We start from the raw sequence: 26,997 nt of genomic DNA, 5'->3' as shown, positions 1-26,997 counted from the left end.
CACCGGGTTCATGGTCTCCAAGGGGTGGGTGCAGGGCGTCGCGCTCGTCATGCTGTTCGGGTTCTTCATCATGGGCCTGCTGGCCATGCGGACCTACACCGACTCCATGCCCCTGCCGGACCGGGTGGTCGACAGCCAGGGCGACGTGGTCTTCACCGGCGAGGACATCACCGCGGGACAGCAGATCTTCCTGCGCCGCGGGCTGCAGCAGTACGGCTCGATCGTCGGTCACGGCGGCTACCTCGGACCGGACTACACGGCCGACTACCTGCGCCGGTCCGCGACCTTCGTGCTCGATGCGCTGCGCGACTCGGGCGTCCAGGACCCCCAGGCGGAGCTGGTGAAGCTCCTGCGCACGAACACCTACGACGAGGCCTCCGGGACGCTGCGGATCAGCGACCTGCAGGTGGCGGCGTTCGAGGAGATCCAGGGGCACTACGCCGACTTCTTCGGCTCCCCGACCACGCGGTACGGCCTCATCCCCAACGCGATCACCGACCCGGCGGACATCCGCGCGCTGACGTCCTTCTTCGCGTGGACGGCGTGGGCCGCCGCGGCGGAGCGCCCCGGGCACGGCTACTCCTACACCAACAACTGGCCGCCCGAGCCGCTGGTGAACAACAGGCCGACGGCGGACATCCTGGTCTGGAGCGGACTGTCGCTGGTGGCGCTCCTCGCCGGCACCGGGGCCCTGTTCGCCGTCTACGGCCGGTGGAGCCGGAACGTGGGCTGGCACAGCACCGAGGCGCCGGTGCTCGCGTTCAAGCAGCCCGGCGAGGTGGCGGTCACGCCGGCGCAGCGGGCGACGGCGTGGTACTTCCTCGTCGTCGCCGTGCTGTTCCTCGCGCAGGCGCTGCTCGGCGCGGCCGCGGAGCACTACCGGGCCGAGCTGACGGGCTTCTTCGGGTTCGACCTCGCCCGGATCCTGCCCTACAACCTCGCCCGCACCTGGCACGTCCAGCTCTCGCTGCTGTGGACCGCGGCCTCGTTCCTGGCCGCGGGGATCTTCCTCGCCCCGTACGTCTCCGGGCGCGAGCCGAAGAACCAGCACGTGCTCACGTACGGCCTGCTGGGCGCGCTGGCCCTGGTGATCGCCGGCTCGTTCGTGGGCGAGGCGATGAGCATCTTCGGGGTCGGGTGGGCCGCCGGCTCCCCGCTGTGGGACCAGCAGTGGGAGTACCTGGACCTGCCGAAGGTGTGGCAGGGCATCCTCACGATCGGCATGTTCCTGTGGATCGCGATCATCTACCGCACCATCCGCTCCCGGCTCAAGACCGAGCACCGGGGGAACCTGCCGTGGCTGTTCTTCTACGCCGGACTCGCCATCCCGGGCTTCTACGCCGTGGGGATGCTGGCCGGCACCCGGACGCACCTGACGGTCGCCGAGTTCTGGCGGTTCTGGGTGGTGCACCTGTGGGTGGAGGACTTCCTCGAGCTGTTCACCACGGTGATGGTGGCCTACATCTTCGTGATGCTCGGCGTGGTGCGGCACCGCATCGCCATGCAGATCATCTTCCTCGACGTGATCCTCTACTCCGCGGGCGGCGTCCTGGGGACCATGCACCACCTGTACTTCTCGGGCACGCCCGTGGAGCACATGGCGCTGGGGGCGTTCTTCTCGGCGCTGGAGGTCATCCCGCTGACGTTCCTGACGATCGAGGCGTGGAGCTTCCTCCAGCTCGGGTCGCGGCAGGAGTCCCGCAGCTCCGCGCCGTTCCCGCACCGCTGGGCCGTGATGTTCCTGGTGGCGGTCGGGTTCTGGAACTTCCTCGGCGCCGGGGTGTTCGGGTTCCTCATCAACCTGCCGATCATCTCCTACTACCAGATCGGCACCGCGCTGACGGCGAACCACGCCCACGGCGCGATGATGGGCGTCTACGGGATGATGGGCGTCGGCCTGTCGCTGTTCGCCCTGCGCTATCTCATCCCGCCCCGGCGCTGGCCCGACACACTCGCCAAGGTCTCCTTCTGGTCGCTGAACATCGGCCTGGCCTGGATGGTGTTCGCGACCCTGCTGCCCCTCGGCGTCATCCAGCTCTGGTACTCCGTCAACAACGGCTACTTCGAGGCCCGCGAGCTCGGCTACCTCACCCAGACCGGCAACGCGGTGCTGGAGTGGCTGCGCATGCCCGGTGACCTGGTGTTCATCATCGGCGGCGTCCTGCCGTTCCTGTGGATCACCTGGCTCGGGGTCCGCCACCGCATCAGGTCGACGACGCTCGAGGTGCCGCAGGAGGAGCTGTTCGTCATCGACGCCGTCACCGCGGCGGGCCGGGCCGCTTCCGCCGAGGGCGGCGGCAGCGGCACGAGCCGGTACGGCTCGGACCGGCGCCGCACCGATCCCGAGGGCACGCCCTCGGGCGGGGAGGCGCGATGAGGGTCGACATCGCCGTCTGGCTCGCGGCCGCCTACGCGGTGGTGCTGCTCGTGGTGGCCTTCGGGCTCGACTCCATGGCGCGGCGCACGGCCACCCGCACGGCGGCGTGGCGCTCGGGAGCCTTCACGTACCACGCGGACCACGACGCGTGGGTCTGCCCCGAGGACCAGTGGCTCTGGCCCCAGTCGTTCGACCCCGAGAACCGGGTGATGCGCTACCGGGCGAGCCCGGCGGTCTGCAACGCCTGCCCCGTCAAGGACACCTGCACGACGTCGGACCACGGCCGGGAGATCAGCCGAAACGTCGACCCCTGGCCGAGCTCGGAGGCGGAGCGGTTCCACCGGGGCATCGCCTGCGCCGTGGCCGTCCTGGGAGCGGTATGGCCGCTGGGGATGATGCTGGGCGGGCGGACCTCCGCCGAGCTGCTCGTGCTCGCCGCGTCGCTGGCCGTCGTCGCCCTCGGCAGCTGGCCCCTGTGGTCGCACCTGCGCCGGTCGCCGGCGGCGTTCCCCGATCACGTCAAGGTCGAGCGGCCCGACGCCGCGGCGGCCGCCCGCGCCGTCGAGCGCTCGCGCGAGCTCCGGCGTCGTTCCGGCTACCGCTCGGACCGGGTGGCCGGCGCCGTGACGGCCGGGCCCGCGGCGGCCGGGCCTGTGGCTGCGGCGCCGCCGACGGACCGGTTCGCCACGCGGTGGGGCGCGTTCGAGTCGCTGGCCGAGGACGAGGACCCGCCGGGCGGGTGGAGCAGGAGGGGGCGGCGATGAGCCCGTGGCAGGTGGTGGCCGTCGTCCTGGTGGCCGTGGTGGTAGCGGCGCTGACCGTGTCGGTGAAGGTGGTCCGGGAATACGAGCGGGGCGTCGCGTTCCGCCTGGGTCGGTTGCGCGAGCCGCTGGGGCCGGGGGTGCGGCTGCTCTTCCCCGGCATCGACAAGATGGTCCGGGTGGACCTGCGGGTGGTGACGCTGACCATCCCGCCGCAGGAGGTCATCACCAAGGACAACGTCCCGGCCCGGGTCAACGCCGTCGTCCTGTTCCAGGTGACCGACCCGGTCCAGTCCGTCATGGCGGTGGAGAACCACGCCGTCGCGACGTCGCAGATCGCGCAGACCACGCTGCGGTCGGTGGTGGGCCGCGCGGATCTGGACACGCTGCTCGCCCACCGCGCCGATCTCAACGAGGACCTGGCGCAGAGCATCGCCGCCCAGACGGCCCCGTGGGGCGTGCAGGTCAACGTGGTGGAGATCAAGGACGTCGAGATCCCCGAGGCGATGCAGCGGGCCATGGCCCGGGAGGCGGAGGCGGAGCGGGAGCGGCGGGCGAAGATCATCAACGCCCGCGGCGAGCTCCAGGCCTCCGAGGAGCTCCGGCAGGCCGCGGACACGCTGAGCCGCAGCCCCGCGTCGCTGCAGCTGCGATACCTCCAGACGCTCCTGGAGCTCGGGGCGGACCAGAACTCCACGGTGGTGTTCCCCCTGCCGATCGACATCATCGGCCCGTTCCTGGGGACGTTGCCGCACCTGATGGACAAGCTCGGCACGTCCGCGTCCAACGGGCACGCGCCACGTCCCGCCGCGCGCCCGCCCGCCGCCCCGGAGCCGGCGACGCCCGCCAGAGACGGAGACGACCATGACTGAGGCCCCGGAGCCGCGCAACGCCGAGGTCCGTGAGCAGCCGATGGACCCCGCGGAGCTGCCGGGCGTCCACCGGATCATCGTCGGCACCGTCATCGCGGTCCTCGCGCCGCTGTTCGGGTTCCTCGTGGGGTCGATGACCGGGGCGACCAGCCAGCGGGACGCCCTGCAGGGGCTCTACCTCTGGCTCGTCGGCGGCATCGTCCTCGGCGGCATCGGGGCCATGGTCGCCTTCGTCGGCGCGCTGCGCCTGCTGCGGTCCCGGCGAGCCCGGATCCGCGAGGGGTAGCGCCGCCCCGCGCCCGGTCGACGACCGCCCGGGCGGTTGCCGACCGGGCGGTCGCCGTGCGGGGTGGCCGGTCCTAGAACGGGTTCGGCGTGAGCGTGTACTTGGTCTGCAGGTACTCGTGGATGCCCTCGGCGCCGCCCTCGCGGCCCAGCCCCGACATCTTCCACCCGCCGAAGGGCGCCGCGGCGCTGGAGACGACGCCGACGTTCAGCCCCATCATCCCGGTCTCGAGCCGCTCGATCATCCGCTGCCCGCGCGCGAGGTTCTCCGTGTAGACGTACGAGACCAGCCCGTACTCGGTGTCGTTGGCGATGCGCACGGCGTCGTCCTCGGTGTCGAACGGGACGATCGCCAGCACCGGCCCGAAGATCTCCTCGCGCAGGATGTCGCTGCCGGGCTGCACGTCCGTGACGACGGTGGGCTGGTAGAAGGTGCCGGGGCCGTCGACCGCGCTGCCGCCGGTGCGCAGCGTCGCGCCGCGCTGGACGGCGTCGCCCACGAGCGCGGCGGCCTTCTCGACCGCGGCCTCGTTGATGAGCGGGCCGATGGTCACGCCCTCCTCCGTGCCCCGGCCGATCGCGAACCCCTCGACGCGCTCGGTGACGCGGCGGGCGAACTCGTCGGCCACCGCCCGGTGCACGATCAACCGGTTCGCGGCCGTGCACGCCTGCCCCACGTTGCGGAACTTCGCCGCGATCGCGCCGTCGACCGCCTTGTCGAGGTCGGCGTCCTCGAAGACGACGAAGGGCGCGTTGCCGCCGAGCTCCATCGAGGTGCGCAGCACGCCCTGCGCCGCCTGCTCGAGGAGGCGCTGGCCCACCGGCGTCGACCCGGTGAACGACAGCTTGCGCAGCCGCGGGTCGCGGATGATCGGCTCGGACACCGCGCCCGACGTCGAGGTGGTGAACACGTTCACGACGCCCTTGGGGAGCCCGGCGTCCTCGAGCAGCCTCGCGAAGTACAGGGTGGTGAGCGGGGTCAGCTCGGCCGGCTTGATGACGACCGTGCACCCGGCCGCGAGCGCGGGGGCGACCTTGCGGGTGGCCATCGCCAGCGGGAAGTTCCAGGGCGTGATGAGGAAGCACGGCCCGACCGGGTGCTGCGACACGATCATGCGGCCGGTGCCCTCCGGGTTGGGCCCGTAGCGGCCCTGGATGCGCGACGCCTCCTCGCCGAACCACCGGAGGAACTCGCCGCCGTAGGCGACCTCGCCGCGCGCCTCGGCGAGCGGCTTGCCCATCTCGATCGTCATGAGGAGCGCGAACTCCTCCTTGCGCTCCTGCAGGAGGTCGAACGCGCGGCGCAGGATCTCGGCGCGCTCGCGCGCCGGCGTCGCGGCCCAGGCGGGGAAGGCGTCGGAGGCCGCGTCCAGCGCCGCCATGCCGTCGGCGGGCGAGGCGTTCGCGATCGTCTTGACCGGGGCCCCCGTCGCGGGGTCGAAGACCTGCAGCGTCTTGCCGCCCTCGGCGGCGCGCCACCGGCCCCCGATGAACAGGCCGTCCGGCACGCGCGCCAGCAGCTCGGTCTCGCGGTTGTCGGTCATGGGACTCCTTCGTCGTCATCGGATGCCGTGGCATCCGTCCGTCAGGCGGGCGCGGCCCGGCGCGGGCCGCATCCGTCGTGATGCCGGGAGGTTACGGCACCCGCCGCCCCGAACAGTGTGGGCGGCGGGTGCCGAGCCGGGATGGCTCGTCCCGCCGGCGTGTCAGCCGCCCTACCGGCTCCGCTACGCGACGGGCTGCCGGTCGGCCGCGAGCAGGTGCTGGCGGAAGAACGCGGCGAGCTCGGCGGTGGCGCCCAGCGGGAGGACCGCCGCGACGTACTGGTCGGGCCGGACCACGACGACGCACCCGGCCCCGCGGTCGATGCCGCGGAGGTCGAAGATGTCGTGCTCCGGATCGACGGCGTAGACCTTCTCGTAGTCGATCAGCTGGAACGGCCCGCTGCGCGGCAGGAACAGCTCGGGGACCTTGGCGATGTCGACGCCCGAGTGCGGCTGCTGGTAGACGACCTTGACGTCGAAGATGCTGTCGACGTCGGCGCCGCCCGGCGTGTGGGTCACGACCGGCGAGTCCGGCGAGCCGGCCATCCACGCGGCCCAGTCCGCCAGCGCCGAGGCCTCGCCGGGCGCGGCGTCGGCGAACGCGTACACGCGCCACCTGCCGTCCGCGCGGTGCTGGTGCCCCAGGTGCAGGGGGTTCGCGTCCGCGACACGGACGACGGGGGCCGACTTGAAGCGCTTGCCGACCGGGAACCCCGTGGCCAGCGGCTGGTGGGCCGGCTCGGCGACGAGCATCGACGGCGGGTACTGCGTCATGAAGCCGAAGGGGAACTCGGCGGTCTTGACGTAGAAGTCGGCGAGGTCCGCCGGGTCGGCGAAGTCCTCGGGCTTCTTCGCCATGAGCGTCGACCACTCCCGGTCGAAGTCGATGAGGTTCTGCGCGATCACCTGGCGCTCGGCGGAGTACGTGCTCAGCAGGCTCTCAGGGCTGCGCCCGGAGAGCACGTACCCGAGCTTCCAGCCGAGGTTGAAGCCGTCCTGCATCGACACGTTCATGCCCTGGCCGGCCTTGGCGCTGTGGGTGTGGCAGGCGTCGCCGGCGATGAAGACGCGCGGTGCGCGCGTGCCGACCTCCTCGAGGGGCACGTCGTCGAACCGGTCGGTGACCCGGTGGCCGACCTCGTACACGCTGTGCCAGGCGACGTGGCGCACGTCGAGCGTGTAGGGGTGCAGGATCTCGTTCGCCTTGGCGATGATCTCCTCGATCGTCGTGTTGCGCACGGCCCCGTGGTCGTCCGGGGAGACCACGCCGAGGTCGACGTACATCCGGAACAGGTAGCCGCCCTCGCGGGGGATGTGCAGGATGCTGCCCCCGTTGTGCGACTGGATCGCGCACTTCGTGCGGATGTCGGGGAAGTCGGTGACGGCGAGGACGTCCATGACGCCCCAGGCGTGGTTGGCCTTGTCGCCCTGCATCGTGCAGCCGATCGACTGGCGCACGGCGCTGTGCGCCCCGTCGGCGCCGAGGACGTACTTGGCCCGCACGACCCGCTCCTGCCCCGCCCGCTCGCCGGCGGTGTGGACCAGCGTCACGGCCACCGGGTGGTCCACGTCGTCGGAGACCTCGAGACCGCGGAACTCGTAGCCGTAGTCCGGCCTCATGCGGCTGGGGGAGTTCGCCATGTACTCCGCGAAGTAGTCCAGCACGCGCGCCTGGTTGACGATCAGGTGCGGGAACTCGCTGATGCCCGAGGGGTCGTCGAGCGGCCGCTCCCCGCGGACGATCCGGGACGGGTCCTCCGCGTCCGGCCGCCAGAAGCTCATCTCGGTGATCCGGTACGCCTCCTCGATGATGCGCCCGGCGAACCCGAACGCCTGGAAGGTCTCGACGCTGCGCGCCTGGATGCCGTCCGCCTGGCCGATCTCGAGCCGCCCGTCGCGGCGATCGACGATGCGGGTCGTGACACCGGGGAACTGCGAGAGCTGGGCCGCCGTGATCATCCCCGCGGGTCCCGTGCCGACGATGAGGACGTCGACCTCGTCGGGCAGCTCGTCGGGGCGGTCGACGCCGACTCCCGCCGCGGGCTGGACGCGCGGGTCGCCGGAGACGTAACCGTGGTGATGGAACTGCATGCGATGCCCTCCTCGGACTTCGGTGTCGAGGTTTGTCGATGCGAACGGCCCGTTCTAAAATCGAACACGCAGTTCTACTATTGGGAATGGATCGTATACGATGACGAAACGGCCGCGCAAGCCCCCCGCGAGCAGGAATCAATGACAACGGCGAACCCGGCGTCGCAGACGCTGAGCCGGGGCATCCGCATCCTCGAGCTGCTCGCCGACGCGCGGGAGCCGCTGACCATCGACCAGGTCGCCGACCGGCTCGCCGTCCACCGCTCGATCGCCTACCGGCTCGTGCGCACCCTCGAGGACCACGGCCTGGTCGGCCGCGACGGCGCGGGGCGGATCGCGCTCGGCGCGCGGATGGCGACGCTCGCCGCGGGCGTCGCCGGGGACCTCCAGGCCGAGGCCCTGCCCGAGCTGACCATGGTCGCCAACGAGCTCGGCATGACGTGCTTCCTGGCCGTGCTCGACCACGAGGAGTGCGTCACGCTGGCCAGCGTCGAGCCGCGGCACGCCGTCCCCTCGGTCGCGCAGCGGCCGGGGACGCGGCACCCGGTGACCGTGGGCGCGCCGGGCAAGGCGATCCTCGCGGCGCTCCCGCAGCCCGAGTGGCCGTCCTGCGTCTCCGCGGCGCTCAGCGATGAGATGACGGTGACCGCCGCCCGCGGCTATGCCCAGAGCCACGACGAGGTCACGCCGAGCCTGCGGTCGGTGGCGGTGCCGCTGCGGCTGCGCGGCCGGGGGCCCGCCGCGATCGCCGTCGTCTACGTCGCCAGCGCGCACGAGCCACCCGCGATCGGGGCGCGGCTGGCGGCGAGCGCGGCGTCGATCCGGGACGCGCTCGGCGGCTGACGCGACGCCCACGGCCGGGAGCCCCGCCGCGACACGCCCTAGCATGAGCCCCGTCCGTGACGACGGGTGCCCGGCACCCGGAGGCAGCCCCCTCGCGCACCGCCGCGCGGGACACGGACGGACCACGCCGCCCCGTCTCGAAGGCTTCTCATGCCCACGGTCTCCGCCCATGTCGCCGCCACCCTCGCCGCCCACGTCGACCACGTCTTCGGCGTGATGGGCAACGGCAACGCGTACTTCCTCGACGCGCTCGAGCGCCAGACCCACGCACGGTTCACCGCGGTGCGGCACGAGGCGGGCGGCGTCGTCGCCGCCGACGCCTTCCACCGGGCGTCCGGGCGCGTCGCCGCGGCGACCGCGACGTACGGCGCCGGGTTCACGAACACCCTCACGGCGCTGGCCGAGGCCGTGCAGGCCCAGGTGCCCCTCGTGCTCGTCGTCGGCGACGAGCCGACGTCGGGGCCGCGCCCGTGGGACGTCGACCAGATCGCGATGGCGTCGGCCGTGGGCGCGCGCACCTACACGGCGGGGCGCACGGACGCCGCGGCCACCACCGCGATCGCGGTCGAGCACGCGCTGACCTATCGCGTCCCCGCGGTGCTCGCGATCCCGTACGACATCGCCGCGCTCGACGCCGGGCCGGTTCCGCCGGCGCCGGCCCTTCGCCTGCCCCGGCCCCTGGCGCCCCGCGGGCCGTTCGCCGAGCAGGTCGTACGCGACATCGCGGCGGCGCTCGCGGCGGCCCGCCGGCCCCTCCTCCTCGCGGGCCGCGGCGCGTGGACCGCCGGCGCGGGGGAGTCCCTCGGCGCGCTCGCCGACGCGACCGGCGCGCTCACGGTCACGACCGCGCTGGGGCGCGGGGTGTTCCCGGCCGCCGAGTTCGACCTCGGTGTGGCCGGCGGCTTCGGCGCCGAGGGGGCGATGGCGCTCGTGCGCGAGGCCGACGTCGCCGTCGTGCTCGGCGCCTCCCTCAACCAGTTCACGATGCGCTTCGGCGACCTGTTCGCGCCGGGCGCCCGCGTCTTCCAGGTCGACGTCGCCCCGGCGGCGACCCACCCGAACGTCGGCGGGTACGTGCGTGGGGACGCCGCGGTGGTCGCGGCGGGGATCACGGCCGCGCTCGCGGGCGCGACCCCGAGCGGCTGGCGGGAGTCGGTCGACCTCACCGCCGCCCGCCAGTACGAGCCCGGCGACGCGGCGGCCCCGGACGGCCGGCTCGACCCGCGCTCGGCGGCCAAGCGCCTCGGGGAGCTGCTGCCGGAGGATCGTGTGGTCGTCTCGGACGGGGGGCACTTCATCGGCTGGGCGAACATGTACTGGCCGGTGGCCGCGCCCGATCGCATGATCATGGTCGGCACCGCGTTCCAGGCGATCGGGCTGGGGTTCCCGAGCGTCCTGGGTGCGGCGCTCGCCAGGCCGGAGGCGACCGTCGTGCTGACCACCGGCGACGGCGGCGGCCTGATGGCCCTCGCCGACCTCGAGTCGGCCGTGCGGGTCGCGGGCGGCCGCGGCCTCGCGGTCGTCTGGAACGACGCCGCCTACGGCGCCGAGGTGAACCTCTACGGGCTCAAGGGGCTCGCGAGGGAGCCGATGCTGATCCCCGAGGTGGACTTCGCTGGTCTCGCGGCCGCCGTGGGGGCGCACGGCGTGGTCGCGCGGTCGCTCGACGACCTCGACGTGCTGAGGACGTGGGCGGCCCGGCCCTGGCGGGAGCGCCCGTTCCTGCTGGTCGACCTGCGGATCTCAGGGTCCGTCGTCGCGCCGTACCAGCAGGAGATCATCCGGGTGAACGGCTGACCGGCGCCGGGACAGCCGGCGCCGGTCGCCCGGAGGCTCAGACCTTCGAGAGCCCGCGGATGGGGCTGACCTCCTGCTCCGCCTCGTGGGCGAGCCCGAGGGGGATGCCGGTGCGGTCGCGCAGCAGCAGTGTCGCGATGAGGCCGAGCACGGCCATGCCCGCGAGGTACCAGGTGACCGCGGTGGTGGTGCCCGTCGCCTTGACGATCGCGGCCGCGATCGTGGGGGCGAAGGCGCCGCCGGCGATCGCGCCGATCGCGTAGGAGATCGACACGCCCGAGAACCGGATCGAGGCCGGGAAGAGCTCGGCGTAGAGCGCCGCCTGCGGACCGTAGGTGAAGCCGAGGCCGATCGTGAGGATCACGAGGCCCGCGAGCAGCGACCAGATGGTGCCGGTGTTCACGAGGGGGAACAGGGCGAAGACGCCGACGAGCAGCAGCACCCAGCCGAGCAGGTAGGTCGAGCGCCGCCCCAGGCGGTCGGAGATCCAGCCGGCCGCGATCGTCGAGAGCAGCCACGTGACGGCGGAGCCGGTCACGGCCCACAGCACCGGGCCGCGCTCGAGGGCGATCGGGCCCTCCGGGTTGGTCGCGTAGTTCTGGATGAATCCGCCGGTCGTCATGTAGCCGACCGCGTTGTTGCCGGCGAAGACGAGCGCGGCGACGACCACGAGGATGGTGTGCTTGCGGAAGAGCTGGATGATCGGCATCTGCACCTCTTCCTTGCGCTCGGCCAGCTCGGCAAACACCGGGCTCTCCTCGACCTTCCGGCGCACGTAGTAGCCGACGAGGATGAGGACGACGCTCAGCAGGAACGGGACGCGCCAGCCCCACGTGAGGAACGCGTCGCCGGGGGCGATCATCGCCATGAGGGCCATGACACCGGAGGCGAGCAGCAGCCCCAGCGGGACGCCGGTCTGCGGGCCCGCCCCGAACAGGCCGCGCTTCTTCTTCGGCGCGTGCTCGACGGCCATGAGGACCGCGCCGCCCCACTCGCCACCGGCCGAGATGCCCTGCAGGATGCGCAGGACGACGAGGAGGATCGGCGCGGCGACGCCGATCGAGGCGTAGGTCGGCAGCAGGCCGATGAGGGCGGTGGCCACGCCCATCATGATGAGCGTGACCATGAGGACGAACTTGCGGCCGTACTTGTCGCCGAGGTGGCCGGCGAGGAAGGCACCGAGCGGGCGGAACAGGAAGCTCACACCCACGGTGGCGAACGACAGCACCAGGCTGTTCGCGCCGAGGCCGGCGAAGAAGATCTGGCCGAAGACCAGCCCGGCCGCCGCGGCGTAGATGAAGAAGTCGTACCACTCCACGGTCGTGCCGATGACGGTCGCGAAGACGACGCGCCTGCGGTCGACGAGGTCGTCGGCGGGGGCTGCGGTGCCGTTGGGCCTCGCGCCTTGAGGTAGGGCGTTGGGGGTGCTCATGTGTCATGACTCCTGTGTCGATCCGACGTCGCTGTCTTCACCAAGACCGCCGAGCTAGCCCGGCTTGCCTCGACGGGTGTCATCGTATACGATTTCGGATATCACGCAAGAGCGAGGGAGCTCATGACTGAAGACACCATGACCGTCGACGGCGCGGACCCGCGGTTCGCCGCCCTCCCCGGCCGTCCCGGCAAGATCATCGCGGTCCACCTCAGCTACGCGTCGCGCGCCGACCAGCGCGGGCGCCGACCCGCCGATCCGTCGTACTTCTTCAAGCCGTCGAGCTCCGTCGCGGCCACCGGCGGCACGATCGAACGTCCGGCCGGCACCGAGCTGCTGGCCTTCGAGGGCGAGGTCGCGCTCGTCATCGGCACGGCGGCCCGCCGCATCACCCTGGACGAGGCGTGGAGCCACGTGGCATGGGTGACGGCGGCGAACGACTTCGGCGTGTACGACCTGCGGGCCAACGACAAGGGCTCCAACGTCCGCTCCAAGGGCGGCGACGGGTTCACCCCGATCGGCCCGCACCTCGTCGACGCCCGCGCCGTCGACCCGGCCGCGCTGCGGCTGCGCACGTGGGTGGGCGGCGAGCTCCGCCAGGACGACACGACCGCCGGGCTCATCTTCCCGCTCGCGCAGCTCGTCGCCGACCTCTCGCAACACTTCACGCTCGAGCCGGGCGACGTGATCCTCACGGGCACCCCCGCCGGGTCCTCCGTCGTCGTCCCTGGCGACGTCGTCGAGGTCGAGGTGGATGCGCCTGGTGCGCCGGGAGCCCCGAGCTCGGGCCGGCTCGTCACGACCGTGACGCAGGGCGCGCGGGGCTTCGACGGCGCCGTGGGGTCGCTGCCGGCGGTCGACGACCGGCAGCGCGCCGAGGCGTGGGGCTCGCGCGCCGAGGCCGGGCTGGAGCCCGAGCCGGAGCCGTTCCGCCTCACGGCGGCCCTGCGGGACAAGCTCGGTCGGGCCCCGGTGGCCGGGCTCAGCGCGCAGCTGCGCAGGCGTGGCCTGAACAACGTGACCGTCGACGGCGTGCGGCCGATGCACCCGGACGCCAAGCTGGTCGGCACCGCCCGCACCCTCCGCTTCGTGCCGGGCCGCGAGGACCTGTTCGCCAGCCACGGCGGCGGCTACAACGCGCAGAAGCGCGCGTTCGACGCCGTCGGCGAGGGCGAGGTCATCGTCATCGAGGCCCGCGGCGAGGAGGGGTCGGGCACGCTCGGCGACATCCTCGCGCTCCGCGCCCACGCACGCCGCGCCGCCGGCGTCGTCACCGACGGCGGCGTCCGCGACTACGACGCCGTGGCCGCCGTGGGCATCCCGGTGTACACGAAGGGCGCGCACCCGGCCGTCCTCGGCCGCCGGCACGTGCCCATGGACGCGGACGTGACCATCGGGTGCGGCGGCACCACCGTGCAGCCCGGCGACGTCATCGTCGGCGATCGTGACGGCGTCATCGTCATCCCCCCGTCGATCGTGGAAGAGGTGGTCGACGCGACCCTCGCCCAGGAGGACGAGGACGCGTGGATCGCCGAGCAGGTCGCCGCGGGGCACCCTGTCGACGGCCTGTTCCCGATGAACGCCGAGTGGCGAGCGAGGTACGACGCGTGGCGCGCCGCCAGGTGACGGACGTCGCGGCCCCCGGCCTCGACGGCTCCCGGAGCAAGTCGCAGCAGGCCTACCACTGGCTCAAGGAACGGATCGCGAACCAGGAGTTCACGCCGGGCTACCGCCTGGTGCTGGCCGCCATCGCGACGGAGCTGGACATGAGCGTCGTGCCGGTGCGCGAGGCGATCCGCCAGCTCGAGGCCGAGGGCCTGGTGACCTTCACCCGCAACGTCGGCGCGCAGGTGTCGATGATCGACGACACGCAGTACCGGCAGAGCATGCAGGCCCTGGCGATCCTCGAGGGCGCGGCCACCGCCCTCGCGGCCCCCCGCCTCACCACCGCCGACGTGCGCCGCGCCCGCGAGGTCAACGCGCTGATGATCGACACGCTCGACCACTTCGACCCCCGGGCGTTCACGGCGCTCAACCAGAAGTTCCACTCGATCCTGTTCGCGCCCTGCGCCAACCCGCGCATGCTCGAGCTCGTCAACGCGGAGTGGGGCCGCCTGGGCCACCTGCGCGAGTCGACCTTCAGCTTCGTGCCCGGGCGCGCGCAGGAGTCCGTGCGCGAGCACGAGAACATCGTCCACCTCATCGAGACCGGCGCCGCCCTGACGGACATCGAGAGGGCCGCGCGGCACCATCGCTCGGCCACCCTCGACGCCTACCTGACCCACGAGCACCCAGACGAAGCGCTGGGCCTGACCGCACCCCGACCGGAGGCAACCCATGAGTGACACCAGCACTGACTCGGCGACCGCGACGGCCGGCCGTCACCTGCCCGCCGACCTGCCCGACCGGATCCAGCACTACATCGACGGCGAGTTCGTCGACTCCGTGGACGGGGACACGTTCGAGGTGCTCGACCCGGTCTCGAACACGACCTACCTGCGCGCCGCGGCCGGCAAGAAGGCCGACATCGACCGCGCCGTCGCGGCGGCCACGCGCGCGTTCAAGGAGGGGCCGTGGCCGCGGATGCTGCCGCGCGAGCGCTCCCGCGTGCTGCACCGCATCGCCGACATCATCGAGTCGCGCGACGCCCGGCTCGCCGAGCTCGAGAGCTTCGACTCCGGCCTCCCGATCACCCAGGCGCTCGGCCAGGCCCGCCGCGCGGCCGAGAACTTCAGGTTCTTCGCCGACCTGATCGTGGCCCAGGCCGACGACACCTACAAGGTGCCCGGCCGCCAGATCAACTACGTCAACCGCAAGCCGATCGGCGTCGCCGGGCTCATCACGCCCTGGAACACGCCCTTCATGCTCGAGTCCTGGAAGCTGGGCCCCGCCCTCGCCACGGGCAACACGGTCGTGCTCAAGCCCGCCGAGTTCACGCCGCTGTCGGCGTCCCTGTGGGCTGGCATCTTCGAGGAGGCGGGCCTGCCCCGCGGCGTCTTCAACCTCGTGAACGGGCTCGGTGAGGACGCGGGCGACGCGCTGGTCAAGCACCCCGACGTGCCCCTCATCTCGTTCACGGGCGAGAGCCGCACGGGCCAGATCATCTTCGGGAACGCGGCGCCCTACCTCAAGGGCCTGTCCATGGAGCTCGGCGGCAAGTCTCCCGCCGTCGTCTTCGCCGACGCCGACCTCGACGCCGCGATCGACGCGACGATCTTCGGCGTGTTCTCCCTCAACGGCGAGCGGTGCACGGCGGGCAGCCGCATCCTCGTGCAGCGCGACGTGTACGACGAGTTCGTGGAGCGCTACGCCGCGCAGGCGCGGCGCGTGGTCGTGGGCGCCCCGCACGACCCCCGCACCGAGGTCGGCGCGCTCGTGCACCCCGAGCACTACGACAAGGTCATGAGCTACATCGAGATCGGCAAGGGCGAGGGGCGCCTGGTGGCCGGCGGCGGCCGGCCCGAGGGCTTCCCGACGGGCAACTACGTCGCCCCCACCGTGTTCGCCGACGTCGCCCCCGACGCCCGGATCTTCCAGGAGGAGATCTTCGGCCCGGTCGTGGCGATCACGCCGTTCGACACCGACGAGGAGGCCCTGGCGCTGGCCAACGGCGTGAAGTACGGCCTCGCCGCCTACGTGTGGACGAACGATCTCAAGCGGGCGCACAACTTCGCGCAGTCCGTCGAGGCGGGCATGGTGTGGCTGAACAGCAACAACGTGCGTGACCTGCGCACCCCCTTCGGTGGCGTCAAGGCCTCGGGCCTCGGCCACGAGGGCGGCTACCGCTCGATCGACTTCTACACCGACCAGCAGGCCGTGCACATCACGCTCGGCAAGGTCCACAACCCCACGTTCGGCAAGGTCGAGCACCACGCCGCGACCGACCTGGACGACCCCGACCCGCGCTGAGAACACCATCACCGAGAGGCAAGGACGCTGACGTGACCACACCCATCACCCCGAACGCCCCCGAGCCGGTCGTCACCGCCGAGGACCCGATCCGCGCGACCAACCGCATCCCGACGCCCGCGGCGCCGCCGCCGGACATCCTGCGCTGCGCCTACATGGAGCTGGTCGTCACCGACCTGCAGGCGTCCCGCAACTTCTACGTGGACGTGCTCGACCTGGTCGTGACCGAGGAGGACGAGGAGACCGTCTACCTCAGGAGCTTCGAGGAGTTCATCCACCACAACCTCGTGCTGCGCAAGGGCCCGGTCGCGGCGGTCGCCGCGTTCTCCTACCGCGTGCGCGCGCCCGAGGACCTCGACAAGGCGGTCGCGTTCTACACCGAGCTCGGCTGCCGGGTCGAGCGTCGCGCGGAGGGCTTCACGAAGGGCATCGGCGACTCGGTGCGCGTCGAGGACCCGCTGGGCTTCCCGTACGAGTTCTTCCACGACGTCCAGCACGTCGAGCGGCTCGCGTGGCGCTACGACCTGTACACGCCCGGCGCGCTCGTGCGCCTCGACCACTTCAACCAGGTCACCCCGGACGTGCCGCGGGCGGTGGCGTACATGGAGGACCTCGGGTTCCGCGTGACCGAGGACATCCAGGACGCCGAGGGCACCACCTACGCCGCGTGGATGCGCCGCAAGCCCACCGTGCACGACACCGCGATGACGGGCGGCGACGGGCCCCGCATGCACCACGTCGCCTTCGCGACGCACGAGAAGCACAACATCATCGCGATCTGCGACAAGCTCGGTGCGCTGCGCCTGTCGGACCACATCGAGCGCGGCCCCGGCCGCCACGGCGTCTCCAACGCGTTCTATCTGTACCTGCGCGACCCCGACGGTCACCGCGTGGAGATCTACACGCAGGACTACTACACGGGCGACCCGGACAACCCGGTCGTCACGTGGGACGTGCACGACAACCAGCGCCGCGACTGGTGGGGCAACCCCGTCGTCCCGTCGTGGTACACCGAGGCGTCCCTCGTCCTCGACCTCGACGGCAACCCGAAGCCCGTCGTCGAGCGCACCGACTCCAGCGAGATGGCGGTGACCATCGGCGCCGACGGCTTCTCCTACACCCGCAAGGGCGACGAGCCCGAGGAGCTGCCGAGCTGGAAGCAGGGCGAGTACAAGCTCGGCCACCAGCTGTGACGCCCCCGTTCCGGCCGGCCGCCGGCGGATCTAAGACGACAGAAGGACGAGGAGGACCTGATGCTCTCTCCTGAGACCATCGCCGTGATCGCGGACGAGCTCGCGGTGGCCGAGCGTGACCGCACGACCGTCCCGCCGCTGGGCGCGCGACACCCCGGGATGACCATCGAGGACTCGTACGCGGTGCAGAACGAGTGGCGTCGGCGCGCCGTGGCGGCGGGCCGTCGGCCGGTCGGCCGCAAGATCGGGCTGACGTCGAAGGTGATGCAGGCGGCGACCGGCATCGACGAGCCCGACTACGGGGCCATCTTCGCGGACATGGTACTCGAGAACGGCGCGGTGATCGAGCACTCGCGGTTCTCGAACGTGCGCATCGAGGTCGAGCTCGCCTTCATGCTGGCCGAACCGGTCGACGGGCCGGACGCCACGGTCTTCGACGTGCTCCGGGCGACCGAGTACGTCGTGCCGGCGCTGGAGGTCCTCTCGTCCCGGATCGAGATGAAGAACAAGACCATCGTCGACAACATCAGCGACAACGCTGCCATGGGTGCGATGGTCTACGGCGGCAACCCGGTGCGCCCGGGCGACGTCGACCTGCGGTGGGTCTCGGCGCTGTTGTACCGCAACGAGGTCATCGAGGAGTCCGGGGTCGCCGCGGCGGTGCTCAACCACCCCGCGATGGGCGTCGTGTGGCTCGCGAACAAGCTCGCGCAGCACGGCGACCGGCTCGAGGCCGGTGAGATCGTGCTCGCCGGGTCGTTCACCCGGCCCATGTGGGTGAACCCGGGCGACACCGTGCTCGCCGACTACCGAGAGCTGGGGACGATCTCATGCCGCTTCGTCTGAGCCCGACCTTCCGCGACGCCCTGGCGGCCGAGCACGAACGAGGCGCGGCGGCCCGGCCGCTCGCGGGGATGTGGGTGTGCTCGGGGAGCCCGCTCGTCGCCGAGATCTGCGCGGGGGCGGGCCTGGACTGGGTGCTCATCGACATGGAGCACTCGCCCAACGGCCTGGAGTCGGTGCTCGGGCAGCTCCAGGCCGTCGCCGCGTACCCGGTGACCCCGGTGGTGCGCGTGCCGATCGGGGACGTCGTGACCATCAAGCAGGTGCTCGACCTCGGCGCGCAGAACCTGCTGGTGCCCATGGTCTCGTCCGCCGACGAGGCGCGCGCCGCCGTCGAGGCCGTGCGCTACCCCCCGCGCGGGCGCCGCGGCGTGGGCTCGGCCCTGGCCCGGTCGGCGCGGTGGAACCGCGTCGACGGGTACCTCGCCGACGCCGACGCGCACGTCTCGCTGTTCGTGCAGATCGAGACCGCGGAGGGCGTCGAGGCCGCCGCCGAGATCGCCGCCGTGGACGGCGTCGACGGGGTCTTCGTGGGGCCCTCCGACCTCGCCGCCTCGATGGGGCTGCTCGGCCAGCAGAGCCACCCGGGCGTCGTCGCCGCCGTCCGCCGCGCCTTCGAGGCCGTGCGCGCGGCGGGCAAGCCGGTCGGCGTCAACGCGTTCGAGGCCGCCGTCGCGCACGCGTACATCGACGCCGGCGCCACCTTCGTGCTCGTGGGCGCCGACGTGGCCATGCTCGCACGCGGCTCCGAGGCCCTCGCGGCCGCGTTCGTGGCCACGGCCGGCGAGGGGGCGCGCGCGAGCTACTGACATCGCCGCACGACTATCGGTCGCTGCCGGAAGTTGCCCGCCCTACGGCCGCGAACCGTCAGCCCGGATCCGGGCGGGCAGGCCGGGAGTCGTGTCCAGCGGCGACTGCTCCGTGTACTGGGCGCGGTCCTCGGCCGCCGGGAAAGCCCCGCCCATGTAGATGGTCTCGCGATCGATGAGGTCGCCGCGGAAGTGGAGGATGTCGACGAACGGCATGGGGTCGGTGCCCGCGTACCCGGCTTGCCCCTCGACGACCCACGTGTCGCCCTCGCCCCGGATCGAGCGCACCACGAAGTACGTCTCGAGGGGATATGCGCCCCGCCAGGTGGTGAAGTTCTCCTTGCCGCGGAACCGCTCACCGGACTGGGGGAACTCGAGGAGGGCGTCGTCGGTGTAGACCTCCGACGCCTGCGGTTCGGGGTGGGTGAGGTTCCAGAGGAACTTCGCCTTGGCGCCGTCATAGTCCATGACCCTCCCTCCGAAGATGACCGCCATCCTCCGCCCGGGCCGGAGGGGCGGACAAGAGGCCAGCCGGACGGTGCGGGGTCGGCCGGCCGACGGCCAGGCAGCCTCGAAGCCCCGGCGCGCCGGCCGAGTCCCTCGGCGCGGGAACAAACGCGGCCCCCTCCAAGTTGAGCCATACAGACTCAAGTTTGGCCGCCCGGGTTGACAACGATCCGACGGGGCGCAGACTTGAGTGCATACGACTCAACATGGTGCCGGCGGTCCTCGCCGGCCCGGGACGAAGGAGCAGCACATGGCACGAGCGGTAGGAATTGACCTCGGCACCACCAACTCCGTGGTGTCCGTTCTCGAGGGCGGCGAGCCCACGGTCATCGCCAATGCCGAGGGCGCCCGCACCACGCCGTCGGTCGTCGCCTTCAGCAAGTCCGGAGAGGTCCTCGTCGGCGAGATCGCCAAGCGGCAGGCCGTCACCAACGTCGACCGCACCATCTCCTCGGTCAAGCGCCACATGGGCACCGACTGGAAGGTGCAGATCGACGACAAGTCCTACACCGCACAGGAGATCTCGGCGCGCGTGCTCGGCAAGCTGAAGAAGGACGCCGAGTCCTACCTCGGCGAGCCGGTCACGGACGCGGTGATCACCGTGCCCGCGTACTTCAACGACGCCCAGCGTCAGGCGACCAAGGACGCCGGCCAGATCGCCGGCCTGAACGTCCTGCGCATCATCAACGAGCCCACTGCTGCAGCCCTGGCCTACGGCCTCGAGCGCGGCAAGGAGGACGAGCTGATCCTCGTCTTCGACCTCGGTGGCGGCACGTTCGACGTCTCCCTGCTGGAGGTCGGCAAGGACGAGGACGAGTTCTCCACCATCCAGGTCCGGGCCACCAACGGCGACAACAAGCTCGGTGGTGACGACTGGGACCAGCGCGTCGTGGACTGGCTGGTCAAGCAGGTCCAGAACAAGACCGGCGTCGACCTGTCCAAGGACAAGATCGCCCTGCAGCGGCTCCGTGAGGCGGCCGAGCAGGCCAAGAAGGAGCTGTCCTCCGCGACGAGCACCAACATCTCCCTGCAGTACCTGTCCATGAGCGAGGCCGGCCCGATCCACCTGGACGAGAAGCTGACCCGCGCGGCGTTCGAGGAGATGACCTCCGACCTGCTCGAGCGGACCAAGACCCCGTTCAAGAACGTCATCAAGGACGCGGGCATCTCCCTGAACGAGATCGACCACGTCGTGCTCGTGGGTGGGTCCACCCGCATGCCGGCCGTCAGCGACATCGTCCGCGAGCTGACCGGCGGTAAGGAGCCCAACAAGGGCGTCAACCCGGACGAGGTCGTCGCCGTCGGCGCGGCCCTGCAGGCCGGCGTCATGAAGGGCGACCGCAAGGACGTCCTGCTCATCGATGTGACGCCGCTGTCCCTGGGCATCGAGACCAAGGGCGGGGTGATGACCAAGCTCATCGAGCGCAACACGGCCATCCCGACCAAGCGCTCCGAGGTCTTCTCCACCGCCGAGGACAACCAGCCCAGCGTGCTCATCCAGGTCTTCCAGGGCGAGCGCGAGTTCGCCCGCGACAACAAGCCGCTGGGGACGTTCGAGCTGACCGGTATCGCGCCGGCCCCACGCGGCATGCCGCAGGTCGAGGTGACCTTCGACATCGACGCCAACGGCATCGTCCACGTCTCCGCAAAGGACCGGGGCACGGGCAAGGAGCAGTCGATGACGATCACCGGCGGCTCCGCGCTGCCCAAGGACGAGATCGACCGCATGATCAAGGAGGCCGAGGCGCACGCCGCCGAGGACGCCAACCGTCGTGAGGAGGCCGAGACCCGCAACACGGCCGAGCAGCTGGTGTACTCCACCGAGAAGCTGCTGACCGAGAACGCGGAGAAGCTCCCCGAGGCCGTCTCGTCCGAGGTCCGCGAGGCCGTCGACGCCCTGAAGAAGGCGCTCGAGGGGCAGGACATCGACGCGGTCAAGAGCGCCCAGGCCACCCTGACCACCAAGAGCCAGAAGATCGGCGAGGCTCTGTACGCCCAGCAGTCGGCCGAGGGCACCAACCCCGGCCCGCAGGGCGCCCCGGGCTTCGAGGAGACCGCCAGCAAGGGCTCCTCGGACGACGACGTCGTGGACGCCGAGATCGTGGATGACGAGGAGACCAAGTGACGGCTTCCGACCGAGACCGCGACGAGGAGGCTTACGACAAGCCCGTCGTGACCGACAAGCGGCGCATCGACCCGGAGACGGGCAAGGCACGTCAGACGCCGGCGGAGCAGACCGCGACGGAGGCGCCGTCGTCCACCGACGGCGGCGCCACCGGGGCGGCCGCCGACGCAGCTCCGGCGACCGCGGAGGCGCCGGCGACCGGGGAGGGGGCGCCCGCGGACGGCGCGCTCGCCGCCGCCCAGGCGGAGGCGCTCGACCTCGCCGACCAGCTCGCCCGGCGCAACGCGGACATCTACAACGTCCAGCAGGAGTACAGCGCCTACGTGCGCCGGTCGAAGACGGACGCCGCGGGCCACCGCCAGGCGGGCCAGTTCGAGGTGATCGAGGCGCTGCTCGGCGTGCTCGACGACCTGGAGATGGCTCGCCAGCACGGCGACCTCGTCGGGCCGGCGGCGTCGATCGCCGAGAAGCTGGAGGGCACGCTCGCCCAGCGGTTCGACGTGGTGCGCTACGGGACGGTCGGCGACGAGTTCGACCCGGTCATCCATGAGGCGCTCATGCACGCCACCGACCCGAGCGCCACGACCACCGCGATCACGCAGGTGCTCCAGCCGGGCTACCGTGCCGGGGAGAAGGTGCTGCGTCCCGCCCGCGTGGCGGTGACCAGTCCCGAATGAGGGCCGGGACACGACTGACCAGGTGCCGCGGCGGGATCCCCGCCGCGGCACCGCACGATCGAGGAGGTGAGGCGGGATGACCGGACAGGACTGGCTGGAGAAGGACTTCTACGCCACTCTCGGCGTCGCGAAGGACGCCGACGCCGACGCGATCAAGAAGGCCTACCGCAAGCAGGCCCGGAAGTACCACCCGGACAAGAACCCCGGCGACGCCAAGGCGGAGGACAGGTTCAAGTCGGTGGGGGAGGCCTACGCGGTGCTCTCGGACACCGAGCAGCGCAAGCAGTACGACGCCCTGCGCGCCATGGCCGGCGGCGGGGCCCGCTTCTCCGCCGGCACCGGCGGGGCCGGTGGCGGCGCCGGCTTCGAGGACCTCTTCGGCGGCATGTTCGGCCAGGGAGCGCCCGGCGGCACCCGCGTGCGCTACTCCACGCCCGGCTCCAGCACCGGCACGAGCGGCGCCGGCGGGTTCGAGGACATCCTCTCGGGGATGTTCGGCAGTGGCGGGGGCTTCGGCTCCCGGCGGCGGCCCCAGCGCGGCGGCGACATCACGGCCACCACGCGGCTGCCGTTCCGGCAGGCCCTCACGGGCTCCACGGTCCAGCTCACCGTGGACGGCCGCTCCACGACCACGCGCATCCCGCCCGGGGTGCACGACGGCCAGAAGATCCGCCTGCGCGGCAAGGGCCAGCCGGGCGCGAACGGCGGCGAGCCCGGCGACCTGATCGTCACCGTGCAGGTCGACCCCCACCCGGTGTTCTCCCTCGACGGCAAGAACGTGCGCATCACCGTGCCGATCACCTTCGACGAGGCCGCGCTCGGCGCCACCATCGAGGTGCCGACCCCGGACGGGTCCGCCGTCAAGGTCAAGATCCCCGCCGGCACGCCGTCCGGGCGGACGCTGCGGGTGCGGCGCAAGGGCACGACGACGCCGACCGGGGGCGACCTGCTCGTCACCGTCAACGTGGTGGTGCCCAACCGGCTCAGCGGTGCGGCGAAGGAGGCCGTGAAGGCCTTCGCCGAGGCCAACGAGGGGGCGAACCCCCGCGAAGGCCTCTCCGCGCTGGCCGCGCAGTGAGGACAGAGCAGTGGTGGAGGAGCAGGGGCGCGGCGGGGCCGAGCAGGCTCCACGCGCCCCTGCCCGGGGCTCGGGAGGAGTGATCGCAGTGCCCCACGGGCGTGACGACGCGCCGCTCCTCACGATCTCCGTCGCCGCGGAGCTCGCGGGCATGCACCCGCAGACGTTGAGGCAGTACGACCGCCTCGGCATCGTCGAGCCGCGGCGCACGCGAGGGCGGGGACGGCGCTACACCTTGCGCGACGTCGCGCAGCTCAGGGAGGTCCAGCGGCTGAGCCAGGAGGAGGGCATCAACCTCGCCGGGATCAAGCGGATCCTCGACCTCCAGCGCGAGCTGCTCACCGCGCGCGCCGAGCTCGACCGGCTGCGTTCCGTCGCCGAGTCGGGCAACCGCATCTTCGCCGCCGGTCCCACCGGCGACGTCGTCGCCCTGCCGCGCGGCACCCGCGTGCGCCGGGTGAGCACCACCGGCGGGGGTGCGCTCGTCCTCTGGCGCCCGCCGGCGCGCTGAGCGCCGCCGCGCCCGACGCCGCGGCAGCGCCGGTCAGGCGTGCAGGGCCTGCCGGAGCCGCGCGGCGACCGCATCCAGCTCGTCCCGCGCCGGACGATGGGTCGCGCCGTCCTTGACGATGCGCAGACCGTCACCGGTGCGCCGCGGGATCACGTGCAGGTGCACGTGCCCGACGGTCTGGTGGGCGGCCTCGCCGTCGGAGAGATGCAGGTTGACCCCGTCCGCCCACGCCGGGTCCTGGCGCATCCGCGCGCCGATCCGGTGCGCCACCCGCCACACGGCCGCGCCGGCGGCCTCCGGGAGGTCCGCGAGCCCCGTGGCGTGGGCGCGGGGCACCACGAGGACGTGGCCGGTGTTGACGGGCACGACATCCAGGAACGCGACCACGTCGTCGTCGGCGTGGACCACGCTGGCCGGCTCGGCGCCGGTGACGATCCGGCAGAACGGGCACGCTGGCGCGCCGGCGGCGGCGCCGCCGGCTTGGGCCGACGGCGCGCCGGCGTCGCCGCCCCCGCTCACGACAGGCGCTGCCACAGGAACTCGAACGCGAGCGCCTGCATGAACGCCGCCTGCGCGTTCGTCGCCGCCCCGCCGTGCCCGCCCTCGATGTTCTCGTAGTACGTCACGTCCTTGCCGGCGTCGAGCATCTTCGCCGCCATCTTGCGTGCGTGGCCCGGGTGGACGCGGTCGTCGCGCGTCGAGGTCGTGAAGAGCACCGGCGGGTAGTCCTTGGCGGCGTCGAGGAGGTGGTAGGGCGAGAAGTGCCGGATGAAGTCCCACTGCTGCGGGTCGTCCGGGTCGCCGTACTCGGCCATCCAGGAGGCGCCGGCGAGCAGGTGGGAGTAGCGCCTCATGTCCAGCAACGGGACCTGGCACACGATGGCGCCGAAGAGCTCGGGGTACTGGGTGAGCATGTTGCCCACGAGCAGCCCGCCGTTCGACCCGCCCTGGGCCCCGAGGTGCGCCCGGTCCGTCACGCCGCGGGCGACGAGGTCGCGCGCGACCGCCGCAAAGTCCTCGTAGGACTTGTGCCGGTTGGCCTGCAGCGCCGCCTGGTGCCAGCGCGGCCCGTACTCGCCGCCGCCGCGGATGTTGGCGACGACGTAGACGCCGCCGCGCTCGAGCCAGGACTGGCCGGTGCCGCCCGAGTACCCCGGCAGGCGGGGGATCTCGAAGCCGCCGTAGCCGGAGAGCAGGGTGGGCGCGGGCTGGACCTCGCCGTCACGGGCCACCGGCTCGCCCGAGACCTGGAAGTACGGCACCCGCGTCCCGTCCGCGGAGGCGGCGAAGTGCTGCTCAACGTGCAGGCCGGTCGCGTCGAAGAACGCCGGCAGCGACTTGAGCCGTTCCACCGAGGTGGTGGCGCCGTCGGCGTCGAGGTCCAGGCGCGCCAGCGTGGTGGGGGAGAGGAAGCCCGAGGTCGTCAGCCACAGGGCGTCCTCCTCGTCGGCGTCGACCGCGCCGACGGCGATCGTGGCGAGGGCGGGGACCTCGCCCGGCGCGGTGCCGCCGGCCGTCAGGTCCAGCGGACGACGGCGCCACGGTCCGGGCGCGCCGCCCTCGGGGGGGATGAGCACCTCGAGCCGGTTGCTCACGTCGTCGAGGATGTTGAGCACGAGGTGGTGGCGGGTCCACGTCGCGCCGACCAGGGACGTGGTCTCGGTGGGGGTGTAGAGCACCTCGAAGTCGCGCGCGCCGGCGAGGAAGCGCTCGAAGCTCGTGGCCAGGAGCGCGCCGCCGGGGTAGGTGCGCCCGCCGGTCGCCCAGTCGTCGCGCAGCTCGACCGTGAGCCACTCCCGCTGCACGCCGGGCTCGCTCGAGCGGGGGACGTCGAGCCGGGTGAGGGTGTCGTCCGAGCCCAGCAGGAGGGTCTCGGAGTCGTAGAAGGCGTGCGCGCGCACCACGAAGTCCCGCTCGAAGCCGGGGGTCGTGTCGTGCACCGCGGCGATCGACAGGTCCGTGACGTCACCGGCGAAGATTTCCACGGCCTCCTCCGGCGCGGTGCCGCGTCGCCACCGGCGCACCGTCCGGGGATAGCCGGAGGTCGTCATCGAGCCGGGGCCGAAGTCGGTGTAGACGAAGACCTCCTCGCCGTCCGAGCCGGCCCACCCCATCCCACCCTTGGACTCGGCGCGGGCGAACCCGCCGTCGACGAACGTCTTAGTCGTGAGGTCGAACTCGCGGGTGACGTCGGCGTCCGAGCCGCCGCGCGAGAGGTCGACCAGCGCCCTGTCGAACGAGGGGCGCAGCACGCGAGCGCCGTGCCACACCCAGCCGACGCCCTCCGCCTCACCCAGTGCGTCGACGTCGACGAGCACCTCCCACTCGGGGGAGGCGGTGCGGTAGGACTCCCAGGTGGTCCGGCGCCACAGGCCCCGGACGTGCTCGGCGTCCGTCCAGAAGTTGTACAGGTACGCGCCGCGCTGGACGACGCCGGGGATCTTCTCGGTCGAGTCCAGGATCTCGAGCGTCCCCGCGCGCAGCTGCTCGAACCGCTCCGAGCCGGCCAGGGCCGCCTCCGCCTCGGCGTTGCGCTCGCGCACCCAGGCCAAGGGCTCGGCGCCCTCGACCTCCTCCAGCCAGGCGTAGGGGTCGTCCGTCTCGACGCTCGTCGCCGGGGCGACCGCCGTGCCGGTCGCTGGGGCGCTCGCCGTGCTGGTGGTCGGGGTGCCGGTAGCCGCGGGGGTGTGCGGCGTAGCGCTGGTCATGTCCGCTATCCCACCACGAGGCGCCCACGGCCGGTGCACCGACATGAGCGGTCGGCGCCACGACCCCGGCCACCGGTGCGTGTGCTGGGCCGTGTGGGTGGGGGTGTCTGTGGTGAGGGTTTGGTGGTCATGTGCGGGCGAATGCTCACCGTTGTGGGGCCGTGGGTGTGCGTGGTGGTGTCAGGTTTCGAGGAGGAGGGCTTCGCCTTGTCCGCCGCCGCCGCAGAGGGCGACGGCGGCGCGGTGGATGCCGTTGGCGTGGAGCTGGTGGGCGGCGTGGACGACGAGGCGGGCGCCGGAGGCGCCGATGGGGTGGCCGATGGCGATGCCGCCGCCGTGGGGGTTGACCTTGGCGGGGTCCAGGCCGAGCTCGGTGGTGGACTGGGCGACGACGGCGCCGAAGGCCTCGTTGATCGCGACGTGGTCGAGGTCGTTCGGGTGCCAGCCCTGCCGCTTGAGGGCCTGTTCGAGGGCGCGGGCGGGCTGGGCGTGCAGGGAGGTGTCCGGGCCGGCGACCTGCCCGGCCGCGCGGAGGGTGGCCAGGACCGCCCAGCCCTGGGTCTGGGCGTGGGCGCGGGTGGTCAGGACCACGGCGGCGGCGCCGTCGGAGATCGGGGACGCGTTCCCCGCGGTGA

Annotated in this window: 22 protein-coding genes and 1 pseudogene; 16 read left to right on the top strand and 7 right to left on the bottom strand. The window is 72.3% G+C overall.

All coding sequences use genetic code 11. The features are described from left to right. Nucleotides 1-10: 10 nt before the first annotated feature. The 4 genes from EJK16_RS12840 to EJK16_RS12825 are packed head-to-tail and all read left to right on the top strand — an operon-like array spanning nt 11 to nt 4,296. A complete protein-coding gene (locus tag EJK16_RS12840; protein ID WP_127130364.1) occupies nt 11-2,377 on the top strand; it encodes a cbb3-type cytochrome c oxidase subunit I in 2,367 nt (788 codons plus the stop codon). After that, nucleotides 2,374-3,141 carry a hypothetical protein gene (locus tag EJK16_RS12835; RefSeq protein WP_127129931.1) on the top strand — a complete coding sequence of 256 codons (768 nt, stop codon included), beginning with the start codon at nt 2,374-2,376 and terminating at the stop codon, nt 3,139-3,141. Before EJK16_RS12840 ends, EJK16_RS12835 begins: the two co-directional genes overlap by 4 nt. After that, complete coding sequence (locus tag EJK16_RS12830; RefSeq protein WP_127129929.1) at nt 3,138-4,010, top strand: slipin family protein; 873 nt, start codon at nt 3,138-3,140, stop codon at nt 4,008-4,010. Before EJK16_RS12835 ends, EJK16_RS12830 begins: the two co-directional genes overlap by 4 nt. Then, on the top strand, nt 4,003-4,296 hold the full coding sequence (locus tag EJK16_RS12825) for a hypothetical protein (protein ID WP_127129927.1): 294 nt from the start codon (nt 4,003-4,005) through the stop codon (nt 4,294-4,296). Before EJK16_RS12830 ends, EJK16_RS12825 begins: the two co-directional genes overlap by 8 nt. 73 nt (nt 4,297-4,369) lie before the next feature. Here the strand turns inward: EJK16_RS12825 and EJK16_RS12820 are convergent, their stop codons facing one another. Continuing rightward, complete coding sequence (locus EJK16_RS12820; protein ID WP_127129925.1) at nt 4,370-5,839, bottom strand: NAD-dependent succinate-semialdehyde dehydrogenase; 1,470 nt, start codon at nt 5,837-5,839, stop codon at nt 4,370-4,372. 183 nt (nt 5,840-6,022) lie between these two features. Further along, nucleotides 6,023-7,930: an FAD-binding monooxygenase gene (locus EJK16_RS12815; RefSeq protein ID WP_127129923.1), complete on the bottom strand. Its 1,908-nt coding sequence runs from the start codon at nt 7,928-7,930 to the stop codon at nt 6,023-6,025. A gap of 141 nt (nt 7,931-8,071) precedes the next feature. On the opposite strand from EJK16_RS12815, the gene EJK16_RS12810 reads away from it, so the two are divergent. Then, entirely contained in the window at nt 8,072-8,773 is a 702-nt protein-coding gene (locus tag EJK16_RS12810) for an IclR family transcriptional regulator (protein ID WP_127129922.1), read from the top strand. A 150-nt stretch (nt 8,774-8,923) separates the two neighbouring features. Next, nucleotides 8,924-10,570: a thiamine pyrophosphate-binding protein gene (locus EJK16_RS12805; RefSeq protein WP_127129921.1), complete on the top strand. Its 1,647-nt coding sequence runs from the start codon at nt 8,924-8,926 to the stop codon at nt 10,568-10,570. 37 nt (nt 10,571-10,607) lie between these two features. Here EJK16_RS12805 and EJK16_RS12800 read toward each other — a convergent pair whose 3' ends face one another. Further along, nucleotides 10,608-12,002: an MFS transporter gene (locus EJK16_RS12800; RefSeq protein WP_127129920.1), complete on the bottom strand. Its 1,395-nt coding sequence runs from the start codon at nt 12,000-12,002 to the stop codon at nt 10,608-10,610. A 123-nt stretch (nt 12,003-12,125) separates the two neighbouring features. Between EJK16_RS12800 and EJK16_RS12795 the strand changes: the two genes are divergently transcribed. The 6 genes from EJK16_RS12795 to EJK16_RS12770 are packed head-to-tail and all read left to right on the top strand — an operon-like array spanning nt 12,126 to nt 18,756. Next, complete coding sequence (locus EJK16_RS12795) at nt 12,126-13,628, top strand: fumarylacetoacetate hydrolase family protein (protein ID WP_127129918.1); 1,503 nt, start codon at nt 12,126-12,128, stop codon at nt 13,626-13,628. After that, complete coding sequence (locus tag EJK16_RS12790) at nt 13,625-14,347, top strand: GntR family transcriptional regulator (RefSeq protein ID WP_127130362.1); 723 nt, start codon at nt 13,625-13,627, stop codon at nt 14,345-14,347. Before EJK16_RS12795 ends, EJK16_RS12790 begins: the two co-directional genes overlap by 4 nt. Next, nucleotides 14,340-15,911: a 5-carboxymethyl-2-hydroxymuconate semialdehyde dehydrogenase gene (hpaE, locus tag EJK16_RS12785; RefSeq protein ID WP_127129916.1), complete on the top strand. Its 1,572-nt coding sequence runs from the start codon at nt 14,340-14,342 to the stop codon at nt 15,909-15,911. Before EJK16_RS12790 ends, hpaE begins: the two co-directional genes overlap by 8 nt. A 32-nt stretch (nt 15,912-15,943) precedes the next feature. Next, complete coding sequence (gene hpaD / locus EJK16_RS12780; protein WP_127129914.1) at nt 15,944-17,104, top strand: 3,4-dihydroxyphenylacetate 2,3-dioxygenase; 1,161 nt, start codon at nt 15,944-15,946, stop codon at nt 17,102-17,104. Between the two features lie 60 nt (nt 17,105-17,164). Continuing rightward, nucleotides 17,165-17,950, top strand: a complete 786-nt coding sequence (locus EJK16_RS12775) for a fumarylacetoacetate hydrolase family protein (RefSeq protein ID WP_127129912.1) — start codon at nt 17,165-17,167, stop codon at nt 17,948-17,950. Then, nucleotides 17,935-18,756, top strand: a complete 822-nt coding sequence (locus EJK16_RS12770; protein ID WP_127129910.1) for an HpcH/HpaI aldolase/citrate lyase family protein — start codon at nt 17,935-17,937, stop codon at nt 18,754-18,756. Before EJK16_RS12775 ends, EJK16_RS12770 begins: the two co-directional genes overlap by 16 nt. A 42-nt stretch (nt 18,757-18,798) precedes the next feature. Here EJK16_RS12770 and EJK16_RS12765 read toward each other — a convergent pair whose 3' ends face one another. Beyond that, nucleotides 18,799-19,224 carry a nuclear transport factor 2 family protein gene (locus EJK16_RS12765; RefSeq protein WP_127129908.1) on the bottom strand — a complete coding sequence of 142 codons (426 nt, stop codon included), beginning with the start codon at nt 19,222-19,224 and terminating at the stop codon, nt 18,799-18,801. Between the two features lie 289 nt (nt 19,225-19,513). Here EJK16_RS12765 and dnaK point away from each other — a divergent pair, with 289 nt between their 5' ends. The 4 genes from dnaK (at nt 19,514) to EJK16_RS12745 (ending at nt 23,654) form a co-directional block, all read left to right on the top strand. Further along, nucleotides 19,514-21,388 carry a molecular chaperone DnaK gene (gene dnaK / locus EJK16_RS12760; RefSeq protein ID WP_127129906.1) on the top strand — a complete coding sequence of 625 codons (1,875 nt, stop codon included), beginning with the start codon at nt 19,514-19,516 and terminating at the stop codon, nt 21,386-21,388. Beyond that, a complete protein-coding gene (locus EJK16_RS12755) occupies nt 21,385-22,065 on the top strand; it encodes a nucleotide exchange factor GrpE (RefSeq protein WP_127129904.1) in 681 nt (226 codons plus the stop codon). Before dnaK ends, EJK16_RS12755 begins: the two co-directional genes overlap by 4 nt. 76 nt (nt 22,066-22,141) lie before the next feature. Then, nucleotides 22,142-23,143 (top strand): DnaJ C-terminal domain-containing protein, encoded by a 1,002-nt coding sequence (locus EJK16_RS12750; RefSeq protein WP_127129902.1) that lies wholly within the window; start codon nt 22,142-22,144, stop codon nt 23,141-23,143. A 151-nt stretch (nt 23,144-23,294) separates the two neighbouring features. Then, complete coding sequence (locus EJK16_RS12745; RefSeq protein ID WP_127130360.1) at nt 23,295-23,654, top strand: heat shock protein transcriptional repressor HspR; 360 nt, start codon at nt 23,295-23,297, stop codon at nt 23,652-23,654. Nucleotides 23,655-23,687: 33 nt separating this feature from the next. Here the strand turns inward: EJK16_RS12745 and EJK16_RS12740 are convergent, their stop codons facing one another. The 3 genes and pseudogenes from EJK16_RS12740 to EJK16_RS12730 form a co-directional block, all read right to left on the bottom strand. Further along, entirely contained in the window at nt 23,688-24,188 is a 501-nt protein-coding gene (locus EJK16_RS12740) for an HIT family protein (RefSeq protein ID WP_240646025.1), read from the bottom strand. Next, nucleotides 24,170-26,362 (bottom strand): prolyl oligopeptidase family protein, encoded by a 2,193-nt coding sequence (locus tag EJK16_RS12735; RefSeq protein ID WP_127129900.1) that lies wholly within the window; start codon nt 26,360-26,362, stop codon nt 24,170-24,172. The genes EJK16_RS12740 and EJK16_RS12735 overlap by 19 nt, the downstream gene beginning before the upstream one ends. A gap of 180 nt (nt 26,363-26,542) precedes the next feature. After that, nucleotides 26,543-26,997: pseudogene (locus EJK16_RS12730) on the bottom strand (acetyl-CoA C-acyltransferase); the annotation flags it as partial.

This window comes from Georgenia sp. SYP-B2076, assembly GCF_003991205.1.
In the GTDB taxonomy this organism is placed as follows: domain Bacteria; phylum Actinomycetota; class Actinomycetes; order Actinomycetales; family Actinomycetaceae; genus Georgenia.
The sequence above is the reverse complement of the archived record's forward strand: the minus strand, read 5'-3'. Positions and strand labels throughout refer to the sequence as shown.

Excerpts from the sequence above, each read along its gene's own strand:
- EJK16_RS12840 (WP_127130364.1), top strand. The coding sequence starts at position 11 with ATGGTCTCCAAGGGGTGGGTGCAGGGCGTCGCGCTCGTCATGCTGTTC.
- EJK16_RS12835 (WP_127129931.1), top strand. The coding sequence starts at position 2,374 with ATGAGGGTCGACATCGCCGTCTGGCTCGCGGCCGCCTACGCGGTGGTG.
- EJK16_RS12830 (WP_127129929.1), top strand. The coding sequence starts at position 3,138 with ATGAGCCCGTGGCAGGTGGTGGCCGTCGTCCTGGTGGCCGTGGTGGTA.
- EJK16_RS12825 (WP_127129927.1), top strand. The coding sequence starts at position 4,003 with ATGACTGAGGCCCCGGAGCCGCGCAACGCCGAGGTCCGTGAGCAGCCG.
- EJK16_RS12820 (WP_127129925.1), bottom strand. The coding sequence starts at position 5,839 with ATGACCGACAACCGCGAGACCGAGCTGCTGGCGCGCGTGCCGGACGGC.
- EJK16_RS12815 (WP_127129923.1), bottom strand. The coding sequence starts at position 7,930 with ATGCAGTTCCATCACCACGGTTACGTCTCCGGCGACCCGCGCGTCCAG.
- EJK16_RS12810 (WP_127129922.1), top strand. The coding sequence starts at position 8,072 with ATGACAACGGCGAACCCGGCGTCGCAGACGCTGAGCCGGGGCATCCGC.
- EJK16_RS12805 (WP_127129921.1), top strand. The coding sequence starts at position 8,924 with ATGCCCACGGTCTCCGCCCATGTCGCCGCCACCCTCGCCGCCCACGTC.
- EJK16_RS12800 (WP_127129920.1), bottom strand. The coding sequence starts at position 12,002 with ATGAGCACCCCCAACGCCCTACCTCAAGGCGCGAGGCCCAACGGCACC.
- EJK16_RS12795 (WP_127129918.1), top strand. The coding sequence starts at position 12,126 with ATGACTGAAGACACCATGACCGTCGACGGCGCGGACCCGCGGTTCGCC.
- hpaE (WP_127129916.1), top strand. The coding sequence starts at position 14,340 with ATGAGTGACACCAGCACTGACTCGGCGACCGCGACGGCCGGCCGTCAC.
- EJK16_RS12775 (WP_127129912.1), top strand. The coding sequence starts at position 17,165 with ATGCTCTCTCCTGAGACCATCGCCGTGATCGCGGACGAGCTCGCGGTG.
- EJK16_RS12770 (WP_127129910.1), top strand. The coding sequence starts at position 17,935 with ATGCCGCTTCGTCTGAGCCCGACCTTCCGCGACGCCCTGGCGGCCGAG.
- EJK16_RS12765 (WP_127129908.1), bottom strand. The coding sequence starts at position 19,224 with ATGGACTATGACGGCGCCAAGGCGAAGTTCCTCTGGAACCTCACCCAC.
- dnaK (WP_127129906.1), top strand. The coding sequence starts at position 19,514 with ATGGCACGAGCGGTAGGAATTGACCTCGGCACCACCAACTCCGTGGTG.
- EJK16_RS12750 (WP_127129902.1), top strand. The coding sequence starts at position 22,142 with ATGACCGGACAGGACTGGCTGGAGAAGGACTTCTACGCCACTCTCGGC.
- EJK16_RS12745 (WP_127130360.1), top strand. The coding sequence starts at position 23,295 with ATGCACCCGCAGACGTTGAGGCAGTACGACCGCCTCGGCATCGTCGAG.
- EJK16_RS12735 (WP_127129900.1), bottom strand. The coding sequence starts at position 26,362 with ATGACCAGCGCTACGCCGCACACCCCCGCGGCTACCGGCACCCCGACC.